Annotated in this window: 13 protein-coding genes and 1 pseudogene; 3 read left to right on the forward strand and 11 right to left on the reverse strand. The window is 73.2% G+C overall.

The features are described from left to right. Positions 1-99: 99 nt before the first annotated feature. The 3 genes from EIW28_RS04190 (at position 100) to EIW28_RS04200 (ending at position 3,107) form a co-directional block, all read left to right on the forward strand. On the forward strand, positions 100-1,941 hold the full coding sequence (locus tag EIW28_RS04190; RefSeq protein ID WP_125246425.1) for a transketolase: 1,842 nt from the start codon (positions 100-102) through the stop codon (positions 1,939-1,941). A gap of 88 nt (positions 1,942-2,029) precedes the next feature. Further along, positions 2,030-2,443: a CBS domain-containing protein gene (locus EIW28_RS04195; protein WP_125246426.1), complete on the forward strand. Its 414-nt coding sequence runs from the start codon at positions 2,030-2,032 to the stop codon at positions 2,441-2,443. A gap of 94 nt (positions 2,444-2,537) precedes the next feature. Further along, on the forward strand, positions 2,538-3,107 hold the full coding sequence (locus tag EIW28_RS04200) for a hemerythrin domain-containing protein (protein WP_125246427.1): 570 nt from the start codon (positions 2,538-2,540) through the stop codon (positions 3,105-3,107). A 105-nt stretch (positions 3,108-3,212) separates the two neighbouring features. Here the strand turns inward: EIW28_RS04200 and EIW28_RS04205 are convergent, their stop codons facing one another. The 11 genes and pseudogenes from EIW28_RS04205 to EIW28_RS04250 form a co-directional block, all read right to left on the reverse strand. Continuing rightward, complete coding sequence (locus tag EIW28_RS04205; RefSeq protein ID WP_125246428.1) at positions 3,213-4,004, reverse strand: RNA polymerase sigma factor SigF; 792 nt, start codon at positions 4,002-4,004, stop codon at positions 3,213-3,215. 132 nt (positions 4,005-4,136) lie between these two features. After that, positions 4,137-5,867, reverse strand: coding sequence for an acyl-CoA mutase large subunit family protein (locus EIW28_RS04210; protein WP_125246429.1), 1,731 nt, complete (start codon positions 5,865-5,867; stop codon positions 4,137-4,139). Between the two features lie 183 nt (positions 5,868-6,050). Further along, a complete protein-coding gene (locus EIW28_RS04215) occupies positions 6,051-6,452 on the reverse strand; it encodes a Rid family hydrolase (protein WP_125246430.1) in 402 nt (133 codons plus the stop codon). Positions 6,453-6,469: 17 nt separating this feature from the next. Beyond that, positions 6,470-7,198 carry a bifunctional 1-(5-phosphoribosyl)-5-((5-phosphoribosylamino)methylideneamino)imidazole-4-carboxamide isomerase/phosphoribosylanthranilate isomerase PriA gene (priA, locus tag EIW28_RS04220; RefSeq protein WP_125246431.1) on the reverse strand — a complete coding sequence of 243 codons (729 nt, stop codon included), beginning with the start codon at positions 7,196-7,198 and terminating at the stop codon, positions 6,470-6,472. Then, positions 7,195-7,812 carry an imidazole glycerol phosphate synthase subunit HisH gene (gene hisH, locus EIW28_RS04225; RefSeq protein ID WP_197717052.1) on the reverse strand — a complete coding sequence of 206 codons (618 nt, stop codon included), beginning with the start codon at positions 7,810-7,812 and terminating at the stop codon, positions 7,195-7,197. Before hisH ends, priA begins: the two co-directional genes overlap by 4 nt. 10 nt (positions 7,813-7,822) lie before the next feature. Further along, positions 7,823-7,981: a hypothetical protein gene (locus EIW28_RS24085; protein WP_158630283.1), complete on the reverse strand. Its 159-nt coding sequence runs from the start codon at positions 7,979-7,981 to the stop codon at positions 7,823-7,825. After that, positions 7,978-8,586, reverse strand: a complete 609-nt coding sequence (hisB, locus tag EIW28_RS04230; protein ID WP_125246432.1) for an imidazoleglycerol-phosphate dehydratase HisB — start codon at positions 8,584-8,586, stop codon at positions 7,978-7,980. Before hisB ends, EIW28_RS24085 begins: the two co-directional genes overlap by 4 nt. 79 nt (positions 8,587-8,665) lie before the next feature. Then, positions 8,666-9,724, reverse strand: a pseudogene (locus EIW28_RS04235) (histidinol-phosphate transaminase); the annotation flags it as partial. Further along, the gene (gene hisD, locus EIW28_RS04240; protein ID WP_232013787.1) at positions 9,721-11,046 is read right to left on the reverse strand and encodes a histidinol dehydrogenase; all 1,326 of its coding nucleotides are present in this window, start codon (positions 11,044-11,046) and stop codon (positions 9,721-9,723) included. The gene hisD and the pseudogene EIW28_RS04235, both read right to left, overlap by 4 nt. 45 nt (positions 11,047-11,091) lie before the next feature. Further along, the gene (locus tag EIW28_RS04245) at positions 11,092-11,751 is read right to left on the reverse strand and encodes a DUF2567 domain-containing protein (protein ID WP_125246434.1); all 660 of its coding nucleotides are present in this window, start codon (positions 11,749-11,751) and stop codon (positions 11,092-11,094) included. Positions 11,752-11,826: 75 nt separating this feature from the next. Next, positions 11,827-12,933 carry a MinD/ParA family ATP-binding protein gene (locus tag EIW28_RS04250; RefSeq protein ID WP_197717053.1) on the reverse strand — a complete coding sequence of 369 codons (1,107 nt, stop codon included), beginning with the start codon at positions 12,931-12,933 and terminating at the stop codon, positions 11,827-11,829. Positions 12,934-13,042: the final 109 nt, after the last annotated feature.

Consider the following 13,042-nt stretch of genomic DNA (forward strand, 5'->3'; position numbering starts at 1 on the left):
CCGGCCCGGCGGCACGGAAACCTCGGCCTGGAAACGCCCCGTTTCGGCCCGGCGGCGGCGGGTAGCCGGATCACCTGAGCAGGGAGCGGAGGGAACAGGATGGGCGTCATCGACGAACGGATCTCCGGACTGGCGGAACTCGGGCAGCAGCTGCGGGTGGACGCGGTGCGGGCCTCGGCCCGGGCGGGGTCGGGCCGCCCGACCTCCTCGATGTCGGCGGCGGACCTCATGGCGGGGCTCCTCGCGGGGCACCTCCACTACGACTTCGAGCACCCCCACCGGGCCGGGAACGACCGCCTCGTCTTCTCGAAGGGGCACGCCTCGCCGCTGCTGTACGCGATGCTCCGCGCGGTCGGCGCGATCGACGAGGAGCAGCTCATGACGTACCGGCGGCTCGGCTCGGACCTGGAGGGGCACCCGACGCCGCGCCTGCCGTGGGTCGACGTCGCCACCGGGTCGCTCGGGCAGGGCCTGCCGATCGGCGTCGGGATGGCCCTCGGCGCCCGCCTGGGCGGGTCGTCGGCGCGCGTGTGGGTGCTGTGCGGGGACGGCGAGGTCGCGGAGGGCTCCATGTGGGAGGCGTTCGCGGCCGCCGCGGACCTCGGCCTGGGGAACCTGTGCGCGATCGTGGACGTGAACCGGCTCGGGCAGACCGGGCCGACGCGGTACGAGTGGGACACCGCGGCGTACGCGGCGCGGATCGGGTGCTTCGGGTGGCACACCGTCGAGATCGACGGGCACGACCCGGCCGAGATCGACCGGGCCCTCGCCGCCGCCGAGGCCGAGCACTCGCGGCCCACCGCGATCCTGGCGCGCACCAAGAAGGGCAAGGGCGTGGCCGCGGCCGAGGACAAGGAGGGCCTGCACGGCAAGCCGCTCCAGGAGCCGGAGAAGGCCGTGGTCGAGCTCGGCGGCGTCCGGTCGGCCACGGTCCGCGTGAGCCCGCCGCGGTCCACCGAGCCGCGCCAGCGCGGCGAGCGGATGCCGCTGGTGCTGCCGTCGTTCCCGGTCGGCACGATGGCCGCCACCCGGGACGGGTTCGGCAAGGGGCTCGAAGCGGTCGGCGAGGCCGACCCGGACGTGGTGGTGCTCGACGCGGAGGTCGGCGACTCGACCCGGACCGCGGGGTTCGCCACGTCGTTCCCCAACCGGTTCATCGAGTGCTACATCGCCGAGCAGCAGATGATCGGCGCGGCCGTGGGCCTCCAGACGCAGGGCTGGAGCCCGTACGCGGCCACGTTCGCGGCGTTCCTCACCCGCGCGCACGACTTCCTGCGGATGGCCGCGATCAGCGGCTCCGACCTGCGGGTCGTCGGCTCGCACGCGGGCGTGTCGATCGGCCGGGACGGGCCCAGCCAGATGGGCCTGGAGGACCTGGCGATGATGCGGGCCCTGTGGCGCTCGGTGGTGCTCTACCCGTGCGACGCGAACCAGGCCGCGCACCTGACGGCGACGATGGCGGACCTGCCGGGCATCAGCTACCTGCGGACCACCCGGGCCGAGGCGCCGGTGATCTACCGGGAGGACGAGCTGTTCCCCGTCGGCGGGTCGAAGACGCTGCTGAGCTCGAAGCACGACCGGATCGCGATCGTCGCGGCCGGGATCACGGTCTCGGAGAGCCTCCAGGCCGCCGAGCGGCTCGTTCAGGACGGCGTCCCGGTGCGCGTCATCGACGCGTACTCGGTGAAGCCCCTGGACGCGGCCGCGATCCGGCAGGCCGCCGCCGACACCGGCCGGGTGCTCACCGTCGAGGACCACCGGCCCGTCGGGGGGCTGGGCGACGCCGTCCTCGACGCGGTCGCGGGCAAGGTGCCGGACGTGCGGTTCGCGAAGCTCGCCGTCCACGGCATGCCCGGGTCGGCCGGGCCCGCCGAGCAGCTCGCGGCCGCCGGGATCGACGCGGCCGCGATCGTGCAGGCGGCGCAGCGGCTGCTGGCCTGATTCGGCGCTTATCGCCCGGGCGGCCGGGTATCCGGAGAAGATCGAGGGACATTCACGGATCAGACGGACCCGTAAGGAGATGAACCACATGGCAACCGCACGAGACCTCATGCACGACGGATGCACCTGCGTGAAGAGCACCGACAGCGCCGGCAACGCCGCCCGGCTCATGGCCGAGCTCGGCATCGGCGCGCTGCCCATCTGCGGCCCGGACGACAAGCTCAAGGGCATGGTGACCGACCGGGACCTGGTCCTGCACGTCATGGCCGCCGGCGAGGACGCCGAGGCGTACACCGTCGACCGGCTCCCGCAGGGGCACCTGATCCTCGCCGACGCGGACGAGGACGTCGACACCACGATCGCGAAGATGAAGGAGCACCAGGTCAACCGTATTCCGGTGCTCGAGAACGGCCGTCTGGTCGGCATCATCTCGCTCCAGGACATCTCGCACCGGATGCCGGAGTCCGTCACCGGCGGGCTCGTGGAGTCCATCCGGTCCTGACCGGAACCGGGAGCGGCCGCCGCGAGGGGACTCCGGCGGCCCTCCCGCCCCGCTCCGCGTCCCCCCGGACGCCGCACACCCTAAGGAGGCAGCGATGCCCCAGATCGAGCAGCAGGACACCGACCTGATCCGGGTGGTCGAGGCCGACCACCGCGCCTTCGAGGCGGCCTTCCGGGAGCTGGAGGCGAGCGCCGGGGAGCCGGTGGGCCGCAAGGCGCTCGTCGACCACGTCATCGCCGAGCTCGTACGCCACACAGTGGTCCAGGAGCAGTTCGTGCACCCCGTGGTCCGCCGCGTGTTCGAGGACGGCGAGGCCGTCGTCGAGCGCGAACTGGAGGCGTACGCCGAGGCCGAGGCGCTCATGAAGGCCCTCGAGTCGAAGGGCCCGGCGGACCTCGAGTTCGAGCCGCTCCTGGCGCGGCTCATCGCGGGCGTCCGGGCGCACGTCGCCGACGAGGAGGCGCGCCTCCTCCCCCGGCTCGCCGCGGCCTGCGACGCCGAAGAACTCCAGGACCTGGGGTTCAAGGTGCAGGCGGCGAAGGCGTTCGCGCCGACGCGGCCGCACCCGCACGCGCCCGATACGACCCCGGCCAACCTGGTCGTCGGGCCCGGCGTCGGATTCATCGACCACATCAGGGACGCGCTCGCGAACCGCGACGTGTGAGACCCGCTGAGTGAAAGGGGGCGGCGGGCCCGGTCGGGCCCGCCGCCCCCGCATGTCGTGGACGGGCTGCGCCGCCCGCGTGCTCCGGGTGCGCAGCGGCGCGGACTACGGCCGGTCGAGGCCCTCGCGCAGCTCGTCGAGCGTGCGGTGGAGCAGCCGCGAGACGTGCATCTGCGAGATCCCGACCTCCTCGGCGATCTGCGTCTGCGTCATGTCCCCGTAGTAGCGCAGGGCGAGGATCCGCTGCTCCCGCTCGGGGAGCTCCTGGATGAGCGGCACCAGGGACTCGTGGTCGTCGACCAGGCCCAGGGCCGCGTCCTCCTCCCCCACCGACTCGGCCAGCGTCGACCGGTCGTCGTCGGCGAACGGCGCCTCGTCGAGCGAGACCGCCCGGTAGGCCTGCCGGGCCTCGTAGCCCTCCAGGACCTCGGCCTCGGTGATGTCGAGGTGCTCGGCCATCTCGGCGTCGGTCGGCGGCCGGCCCAGCTGCTGCGAGAGCTCGGCCCCGGCCCGGTTCAGCGCGATCCGCAGCTCCTGGAGGCGCCGCGGCACCCGCATCGGCCAGCTCGTGTCCCGGAAGTGGCGGCGCACCTCGCCCATCACGGTCGGCACCGCGTAGGACAGGAAGTCCGACCCCTGGTCGGGGTCGAAGCGGTCGACCGCGTGGATGAGGCCCACCGAGGCGACCTGCACGAGGTCGTCCTTCGCGATCCCCTTCCCCGAGAACCGCTGCGCGATGTGCTCCGCCAGTGGCAGGTGGCCGGTGACCAGCCGCTCCCTGACCTCCGTGCGCCGGGGGTCGTCCTCGTCGAGCGAGGCCAGCTCCCGGAACAGCGGCGCCAGGTGCGCGTACTCGCTCGAACCCTGCCGCTTGGCTTCGATCTTCTTGTCTCCCATGCGATCGCCCTCCTGTCCACATCGGACATCGGTTTGAAGCATGTTGCCCCGTATGGGTATTTGACACCCCCAGTGTACGACCGGGTCGGCGCAAGATCAATGCCAAAGCGGGTTAATATCGCGTTTATCAGGTCAAATGGCAGCGTTTTCCCGGTATTCGCCCCACTCGTCGCGCAGCGCCCCGCAGATCTCCCCGAGGGTCGCCTCGACCCGCGCGGCGTTCAGGATCGGCTCGATGAGGTTCGCGGTTCCCCTTGCGGCCGTGACGATGTCGGCGAGCGCCCGCGCGACGGCGGCGTTGTCGCGGCCGGCGCGGCGCGCGGCCAGGAGCGCGTTCTGGCCCTGCTCGACCTCGCCTGAGACGCGGAGGATCTCCAGGTCGGCGGTGACGGTGTTCGTCAGCTCGGTGACGCCCACGATGTGCTTGGTGCCGTCCTCCAGCTGCTGCTGGTAGGTGAAGGCGGCCTCGGCGATCTGGGCGTTGAACCAGCCGTCCTCGATGCCGCGCAGGATGCCCGAGGTGACCGGGCCGATCTCGTGGCGGCCGCCCATGGCGCCGCGGGCGACGGCCGCCGGGTCGTCGCCGGCCTCGCCGCCCAGCGCGAGGATCTGGAGGAACAGGTCCTCGGCCTCGGCCTCGATCCGGTCGGTGAGCGCCTCGACGTACCAGGAGCCGCCGAGCGGGTCGGCCACGTTCGTCACGCCGGTCTCGTCGCGCAGCACCGCCTGGGTGCGCAGGGCGATCTCCGCGGCCTGGTCGGTCGGGAGCGCGAGGGTCTCGTCGAGGGCGTTGGTGTGCAGGGAGTTCGTGCCGCCCATGACGGCCGCGAGCGCCTCGACGGCGGTGCGGACCACGTTGTTGTACGGCTGCTGCGCGGTGAGCGAGACGCCGGCGGTCTGGGTGTGGAACCGGAGCCACTGGGCCCGTTCGGTCCGCGCGCCGTAGACGTCGCGCAGCCAGCGCGCCCAGATGCGGCGGGCGGCGCGGAACTTCGCGATCTCCTCGAAGAAGTCGATGTGGGCGTCGAAGAAGAACGACAGGCCGGGCGCGAACACGTCGACGTCGAGCCCGCGCGACAGCCCGAGCTCCACATAGGAGAAGCCGTCGGCGAGGGTGAACGCGAGCTCCTGCGCGGCGGTCGAGCCGGCCTCGCGGATGTGGTAGCCGGAGACCGACAGCGGCTTGTAGCGCGGGATCCGCTCGGCGCAGTAGGCCATGAGGTCGCCGATGAGCCGCAGGTGCGGCTCGGGCGGGAACAGCCACTCCTTCTGCGCGATGTACTCCTTGTGGATGTCGGTCTGGAGCGTCCCGTCGAGGGTCGAGAGGTCCACGCCCTGGCGCTCGGCCGCGGCGAGGTACATGCAGAAGATCGGGACGGCGGGCCCGGAGATCGTCATGGAGGTGGTGACGCCGCCGAGGTCGATGCCGTCGAAGAGGCGGTCCATGTCGGCGGTCGAGTCGATCGCGACCCCGCAGTGGCCGACCTCGCCGAGGGACGCGGGCTCGTCGGAGTCGCGGCCCATGAGCGTCGGCATGTCGAACGCGACCGACAGGCCCCCGCCGCCGGCGCCCAGGAGCATCTTGTAGCGGGCGTTGGTCTGCTCGGCGTTGCCGAAGCCGGAGAACTGGCGGATCGTCCACTGCCGGCCGCGGTAGCCGGTCGGGTAGAGGCCGCGCGTGTAGGGGAACTCCCCGGGCCAGCCGATGCGCTCCATGCGCGGGTCGGCGACCCCCTCCGGGGGGCCGTAGACGGGCTCGACCTCGAGACCCGAGAGGGTCGTGAAGTCGGCGTCGCGCTTGGCGGCGGAGGCGTAGCGCTTGGCCCAGCGCTCGCGGCCTTCGGCGATCTCTTCAGCGTCCACGGTGACACCTCACTTTTGGCGAGACTACGGCGAGCCTGCGGTCGGACTCACGGCCAATACTACTGAACGGTCGTTCAGGCACAAGGCGGCGGAAGTCCCTGACATCATTCCGCATGGAACGGGACCGCCGGCGCGAATCCGGCCGGCGGGTCGCCGCCGCGTCCGGCGCGCGGGCCGGCGGCGCTAGTCGATGTCGCGCCAGGCGCGGAAGGCCTCGAGCTCGACGGCCACGAGCTGGCCGGGGTGGAACAGGCCGGTGACGATGACGACGGTGGCGGTCGGCAGGACGACGCCGAAGAACTCGCCGTGGACCCGGCCCACCGGGTCGGCGTGGGCCGGGTCGGTCACATAGAGGCGGGAGCGCACCACGTCGGAGACGCCGGCGCCCGCGTGGACCATCGCGTCGAGCGCGGTCCGGAACGCCTCGCGGGCCTGTCCGGCGGGGTCCCCGTGCAGGTGCGGCCGCGCCTCGACGTCGGCGGTGCACGCGCTCGTGACCACGAGCGGGCCCACGGCCACGGCGCGGGAGTAGCCGTAGAGCTGCGCCCACGGCCCGGTCTCCGGAACCCGTTCGACCAAAGCCATGCGCGCCTCCCCTGTGGTTACAGTCCCTGCAACAGGTTCAACGCCTCAGCGACCGTGAAGTTACGCTCGTACAGCGCGGTTCCCACGATCGCGCCCTCGACGCCGATCCCGGTGAGCCCCGCCAGCGCGCGGAGGTCGTCCAGGGACGACACGCCGCCGGAGGCGATCACCGGCTTGTCGGTGGCCTCGCAGACGCTGCGCAGCAGGTCGAGGTTGGGGCCCGAGAGCATCCCGTCGCTGTTCACGTCGGTCACCACGTAGCGGGCGCACCCGGCGCGCTCCAGGCGCTCCAGGGTCGCGAACAGCTCGCCGCCCTCGCGGGTCCAGCCGCGCGCGGCCAGCCGCCCGCCCTTGACGTCCAGGCCGATCGCGACCCGGTCGCCGTACTCGCCGCAGATCCGGTCGCACCACTCCGGGTCCTCCAGGGCCGCGGTGCCGATGTTGACCCGGCGGACCCCGGCGTCGAGGGCGCGCTTGAGGGTCTCGTCGTCGCGGATGCCGCCCGAGAGCTCCACCTGCATGTCGACCTTGGCGGCGACCTGCGCGAGCAGCTCGTGGTTCGAGCCGCGCCCGAACGCCGCGTCGAGGTCGACCAGGTGCAACCACTCGGCGCCCTGGCGCTGCCATTCGAGGGCCGCCTCCAGCGGGTCGCCGTACTGCTTGCCCGAGCCCGCCACGCCCTGGACGAGCTGGACGGCCTTGCCGCCGGTGACGTCGACGGCCGGCAGGAGAGTCAGTTGGGTCATGTCAGGTCCTTGATCCAGTTGGACAGCAGTGCGTACCCGGCGTCGCCGGACTTCTCGGGGTGGAACTGGGTCGCGGCGAGCGGGCCGCGCTCCACGGCGGCGATGAACGGCTCGCCGTGCACCGCGATCGCGGCCTTCGCGCCCGGCGGGACCGCCTTGGCGGCGTAGGAGTGCACGAAGTAGAACCGCTCCTCCGGGCCGATGCCGGCGAACAGGCGCATGCCCTCGTCGGCGCGCACGGTGTTCCAGCCCATGTGCGGGATGCGCTCGGCCGCGACGAGGTCGACGCGGCCTTCGAAGACGCCGACGCCGCGGGTCCGGACGCCGTGCTCGACGCCCTCCTCGAACAGGACCTGCTCGCCGACGCAGATGCCGAGCACGGGCGCCCCGGCGGCGGCGCGCTCGCGGATGACGGCGTCGACGCCGCTCTTGAGGACGCCCTCCATGCAGGCGGCGTAGGCGCCCACGCCGGGCACCACGAGGCCGTCGGCGCGGCGGGCCGCGTCCAGGTCGCTCGTCAGTGTGACGTCGCCGCCGGCGCGCTCGAGGGCGCGGAAGGCGGAGCGGAGGTTGCCGGAGCCGTAGTCGAACAGGGCCACCGTCGGTCTGGTCACGTCGCCTCCCCTACCCGTAGACGAGGTACAGGCCGCCGCCGAAGGAGGCGACGGCGAGGAGGCCGGTGACGACCGCGGCGGGGAGCTTCCCGCCGCGGCGCAGGCTGATCGCCCCGCCGAGGAGGATGCCGGCGAGCGCCATGAGCAGGATCGGGCCGGCCCAGGTCACAGGACCCCCTTGGTCGAGGGGATGTCGGTGCCGTCGATGCGGGTCGCGTACTTCAGGGCCCGCGCGAGGGCCTTGAACTGGGCCTCGATCACGTGGTGCGCGTCGGGCTTCTGGCCGGGGTTCGCGGCCCGGAGCACGGTGACGTGCAGGCAGATCCGCGCGTGGTACGCGAACGACTCGAGGATGTGCCGGGTCATCGAGGTCGGGTAGTCGGTGGAGATCATCGGGGCGATGTCCATCGGCTCCTCGTGGACCATGTACGGGCGGCCCGAGAGGTCGACCACGGCGCGCGCGAGCACCTCGTCGAGGGGCACCGACGCGTCGGCGAAGCGGACCACGCCGGCCTTGTCGCCCAGGGCCTCGGCGAACGCCTGGCCGAGCGCGATCGCGGTGTCCTCCATGGTGTGGTGGGCGTCGATGTGCAGGTCGCCCTTGACGGCGATCTTCAGGTCGAACCCGCCGTGCTTGCCGAGCTGGTGGAGCATGTGGTCGTAGAAGCCGACGCCGGTGGCGATGTCGACGGTCTTGTCGGTGCCGTCGAGGTCGACGTACACGTCGACGCTGGTCTCACCCGTGGTGCGGACGATGTGCGCGGTGCGGCTCACGTAACTTGCTCTCCTCGCTGTGCTGCTCGATCTGCTCCGCATCCGTCGCGAAGTACTCGGGGCGGTCGGTCATGGCGGCCTCGAAGGCGTCGAGGAGCGCGGTGGTCTCCTCCTCGGTCCCGGCCGTGACGCGCAGGCGGCCGGGGAGGCCGACGTCGCGGATGAGGACGCCCCGGTCGAGGATCAGGCGCCACACGGCGGCGGCGTCGGTGAGGCCGCCGACGAGCACGAAGTTCGCGTCGGAGTCGGCGACCGGGAGTCCCTTGGCGCGCAGGTGCTTCACGATCCGGTCGCGCTGGTGCTTGAGCTCGTCCACTTCGGCCTGGAGCTGCGCGGCGCACGCGAGCGCGCCGCGCGCGGCGGCCTGCGTGATGCTCGACAGGTGGTACGGCAGGCGCACCAGCAGGAGCTTCTCGACCAGTTCGGGGTCGGCGGCGAGGTAGCCGACGCGGGCCCCGGCGAACGCGAAGGCCTTCGAGAGGGTCCGGGTGACCACGAGGCGCCGGCGGCCCGGCAGGAGGCGCAGGGCGGTCGTCCCGGGGTCGCGGGCGAACTCGGCGTACGCCTCGTCGACGACGACCACGCCGCGGGCGGCCTCGTAGGCGGCCTCCACGACGGCGGGGTCGAGCGCGGTCCCGGTCGGGTTGTTCGGGGACACGAGGAACACGAGGTCCGGGTCGTGCGCCGCGATCGCCCGCGCCACGTAGGCGGGGCTGAGCGTGTAGCCGTCCTCGCGGCCGGCGTCGACGAAGGCCGTGCCAGTGCCGCGGGCGAGCAGCGGGTGCATCGAGTACGAGGGCATGAAGCCGAGCACGGTGCGGCCCGGCCCGCCGAACGCCTGGAGCAGCTGCTGGAGGATCTCGTTGGAGCCGTTGGCGGCCCACACGTGGTCGGCGGTGAGCCCGTGCCCGAGGTAGGCGGCCAGGTCGGCGCGCAGCGCGACCGCGTCGCGGTCGGGGTAGCGGTTGAGGCCGCGCAGCTCCCGGCCGATGAACTCGGCGACGACGGCCGCCACGTCCTCGGGGATGGCGAACGCGTTCTCGTTGGTGTTCAACTGGACCGGGACGTCGAGCTGCGGCGCGCCGTACGGCGGCTGCCCGCGCAGCTCCTCCCGGAGCAGGGCCTCGATCTCGCTCACTGCGCCGCCCCCGCCGCGTCCTCGAACCGGGCGGACACCGCCGCGCCGTGGGCCGGCAGGTCCTCGGAGTTCGCGAAGTTCACGACGTCCGCGGCGACGGCCGCGAGGGCGTCGCGCGAGTAGTCGACGAGGTGCACGCCGCGCAGGAACGTGTGGACCGACAGGCCCGCCGAGTGGCGGGCGCAGCCGCCGGTCGGCAGCACGTGGTTCGAGCCGGCGCAGTAGTCGCCGAGGGACACCGGCGAGTACGCGCCGATGAAGATCGCGCCGGCGTTGCGCACGCGCAGCGCGACCTCGCGGGCGTTCGCGGTCTGGATCTCCAGGTGCTCGGCGGCGTACGCGTCCGCGACCCGCACGGCCTCGTCGACGTCGGCGACGAGGATCGTCCCGGACTGCTCCCCCGCGAGCGCGGTCGCGATGCGCCCGGCGTGCCGGGCCAGGGGGACGCGGCGCTCGAGCTCGGCGTCGACGGCGTCGGCGAGGGCCGCGGAGTCGGTGATGAGGACCGAGGCGGCGGCCGGGTCGTGCTCGGCCTGGCTGATCAGGTCGGCCGCGACGTGCGCGGGGTCGGCGCCGGCGTCGGCGATGACCGCGATCTCCGTGGTCCCGGCCTCGGCGTCGATGCCGACCAGGCCGCGCACGGCGCGCTTGGCGGCGGTGACGTAGATGTTCCCGGGGCCCGTGATCATGTCGACCGGGTCGCACTCGTCGGTCCCGTACGCGAACATGCCGACCGCGGCGGGGCCGCCGACGGCGTACACCTCGTCGATGCCGAGGAGTCCCGCGACGGCGAGGATGCCCTGGTCGGGCAGGCCGCCGTTGGTCTTCTGGGCCGGGGAGGCGAGCGCGATCGAGTCGACGCCGGCGATCTGCGCCGGGACGGCGTTCATGATCACCGAGGAGGCGAGCACGGCGAGGCCGCCGGGCGCGTACAGGCCGACGCGGCCGACCGGCAGGTACCGCTCGGTGATCGTGCCGCCCGGGGCGACCTCGGTGACGACGTCGGGGAGGCGCTGGGCCTCGTGCGCGGCGCGGACGCGGTCGATCGAGGTCCGGTAGGCGCGGCGCAGCTCAGGGTCGAGCTCCTCCACGGCGGCCTTGATCGCGGCCTCGGGGACGCGCAGGTGCTCCAGATGCACGCCGTCGAAGCGCTCGACGATCTCGACCACGGCGGCGGTCCCGCGGTGGGCGATGTCGTCGATGAGCGGCTGGACCGAGCGGAGCGCCTCGTTCACGTCGAACGCGGCGCGCGGCATCAGCTCGCGCAGGGCGCGGGCCGGGTAGTCGGATACGGCTCCGATGAGGTCGATGCGTCTGAGCACGCTCCAAGCGTAGTCACCCGCATTTCCAGGTCAAAGGGCATACCGCTATTCGGGAGCGTCCGTTCGAAGGCTGGGCCGGCGTGACCAACCCGCGGCGACGGTGTAAGTGAAGGTCGCGGCGAGGGCCATGACGGCGAGCGCGCCCAGGCGCAGGGCGTCGAGCGCCGCTGTGAGATCGCCGACCCTGAGCGCGGCCCACGCGGCGGCCGGGTCGAGCTCGACGAACAGGACCGACGGGGGGCGCCACATGTGCGCGCCGGCGGGGGCGCGCTCGACGGCGTCCCAGAACGCCTGCCATTCGATCGCGCCGATCTTCCAGGCCACGACCTGGCACGCGACCGAGCCGATGACGAGGCCGAGGAGGAGGATCGGGCCGCGGCGGTCGCGCATCGCGGCCCAGGCGGCCACGGCGGCGAGGATGCCGAGGACGAGGCCGATGCCGGCGAACACGAGGTCGCCCTCGACGAACGCGTCCGGGTACGGCTCGACCATCGCCCAGCCGCCGTCGACCACGACGTACTCGACGCGGGGGGTGACGATCTGCCAGAGCATCGCGGCCGGGAACCCGAGCGCGGTGAGGATCACGGCCAGGAAGCCGGCGGCAAGGAGGTCGCGGCCGACGGTCCGCTGGGACCGGGTCCGCTTGCCGCCGTAGACGTGCGGGTCGTCGTGCGGGTCGGTGCGGGGGGTCGCTTCGTCGGTCACGCCTGGAATCCTGCCACAGGGGGCTCGGCGGGGCTCGGGCTGTGCGGTTCGCGCGCGGGGCGGGGGACGGGGCCGCTACAGTCCGTCGACGATCGTGGCCGCGGCCTCGAACCAGGCGGCGCGGGTCTCGGGGCGCAGCGCGGAGAACTCGATCTTCGCGCCCGGCTCCAGCGACGGGTCGTACGGGACGACCGCGCAGGCGCGGGTGCGCTGCGCGAAGTGCCGCTGGAGGTCGTGCAGGAGCGGGCCCGGGTTCGGCGTGGGCATCGACAGGAGCGTGACCGCGTTCTTGACGAGGTCGCCGTAGCCGCCCTCCTCGAGGTGGTCGAGCATCCAGTCGGCGGAGAACGCGGCGTCCTCGCGGGGCACGGTGGTGACCACGAGCCGGTCGACCGAGGAGACGACGGTCCGCCAGTTCGGGGACTCGACGTTGTTGCCGGTGTCGATGCAGACGAGGTTGTGCGTGCGGGTGAGGATGTCGAGGACGCGCAGGACCGTGGTCGGGTCGAGGCGGCGCTGGAGCTTCGGGTCCTCGTCGCCGGCGAGCACGTCGAAGGAGCCGTCGGAGGAGTGGCGCAGGAACTCGTCGAGGTGCTCGGGCAGGTGCACGCCGGCGGCCTCGACCTGGTCGAGGTGCTCCACGAGGTGGCGGATGGTGCGCCCGTGCCGGGCGGAGCCGGCGCGCAGGCCGAGCGTGCCGCGCAGTTCGTTGTCGTCCCAGGCGATCACGCCGCCGCCGCGGGCGGTGCCCATGGCCGCGGCCGACAGGACGGTGGCGGTGGTCTTGTGCACGCCGCCCTTGGGGTTGATGAACGCGATGACGCGGCTGCGGCCGAGGTCGCGGCGGAGCCGCTGGAGCGCGACGGGGCTCGGTTCGACCTGCGGCTGCGGCTGGCGCGGTTGCGGCGGCAGCCCCTGCTGGGGCCGGATCGGCTGGGTCAGCTGGGCGGCGCTGGGCGGGGTCTGCGTGGCGACCGGCGGGCGGCGGCCCGCGGTCGGCACCGAGTAGTGCGCCTGGCCGGGCGGGGGGCCCACCGGCGGCGAGGGCGGGTAGGACTCGCGGGGCGGCGGCGTGGGGGTCTGCTGGGCGCCTCCGGCGCGACCGCGGCCGCGACCGAGCAGCTTCTGCCAGCGCGAGCCGTCGTTGTTGCGGTCGTTGCTCCAAGCTTCGGGCGTGTTCACGTGCGACCTCCTCTCGACCGTTGCGGTGGTCGGTCCGCGAGCACCCCGGCTCGCGGTCCCGCGCCGTCCCGACCGGACACCGTTACCACCCGCGACTATTAGAACACAA

Origin of the sequence: Glycomyces terrestris, from assembly GCF_003933745.1 — a bacterium.
In the GTDB taxonomy this organism is placed as follows: Bacteria; Actinomycetota; Actinomycetes; order Mycobacteriales; family Micromonosporaceae; genus Glycomyces; species Glycomyces terrestris.

Bases quoted from the DNA above. Each gene is read 5' to 3' on its own strand.
- EIW28_RS04190 (WP_125246425.1), top strand. From the start codon at position 100: ATGGGCGTCATCGACGAACGGATCTCCGGACTGGCGGAACTCGGGCAG.
- EIW28_RS04195 (WP_125246426.1), top strand. From the start codon at position 2,030: ATGGCAACCGCACGAGACCTCATGCACGACGGATGCACCTGCGTGAAG.
- EIW28_RS04200 (WP_125246427.1), top strand. From the start codon at position 2,538: ATGCCCCAGATCGAGCAGCAGGACACCGACCTGATCCGGGTGGTCGAG.
- EIW28_RS04205 (WP_125246428.1), bottom strand. From the start codon at position 4,004: ATGGGAGACAAGAAGATCGAAGCCAAGCGGCAGGGTTCGAGCGAGTAC.
- EIW28_RS04215 (WP_125246430.1), bottom strand. From the start codon at position 6,452: ATGGCTTTGGTCGAACGGGTTCCGGAGACCGGGCCGTGGGCGCAGCTC.
- priA (WP_125246431.1), bottom strand. From the start codon at position 7,198: ATGACCCAACTGACTCTCCTGCCGGCCGTCGACGTCACCGGCGGCAAG.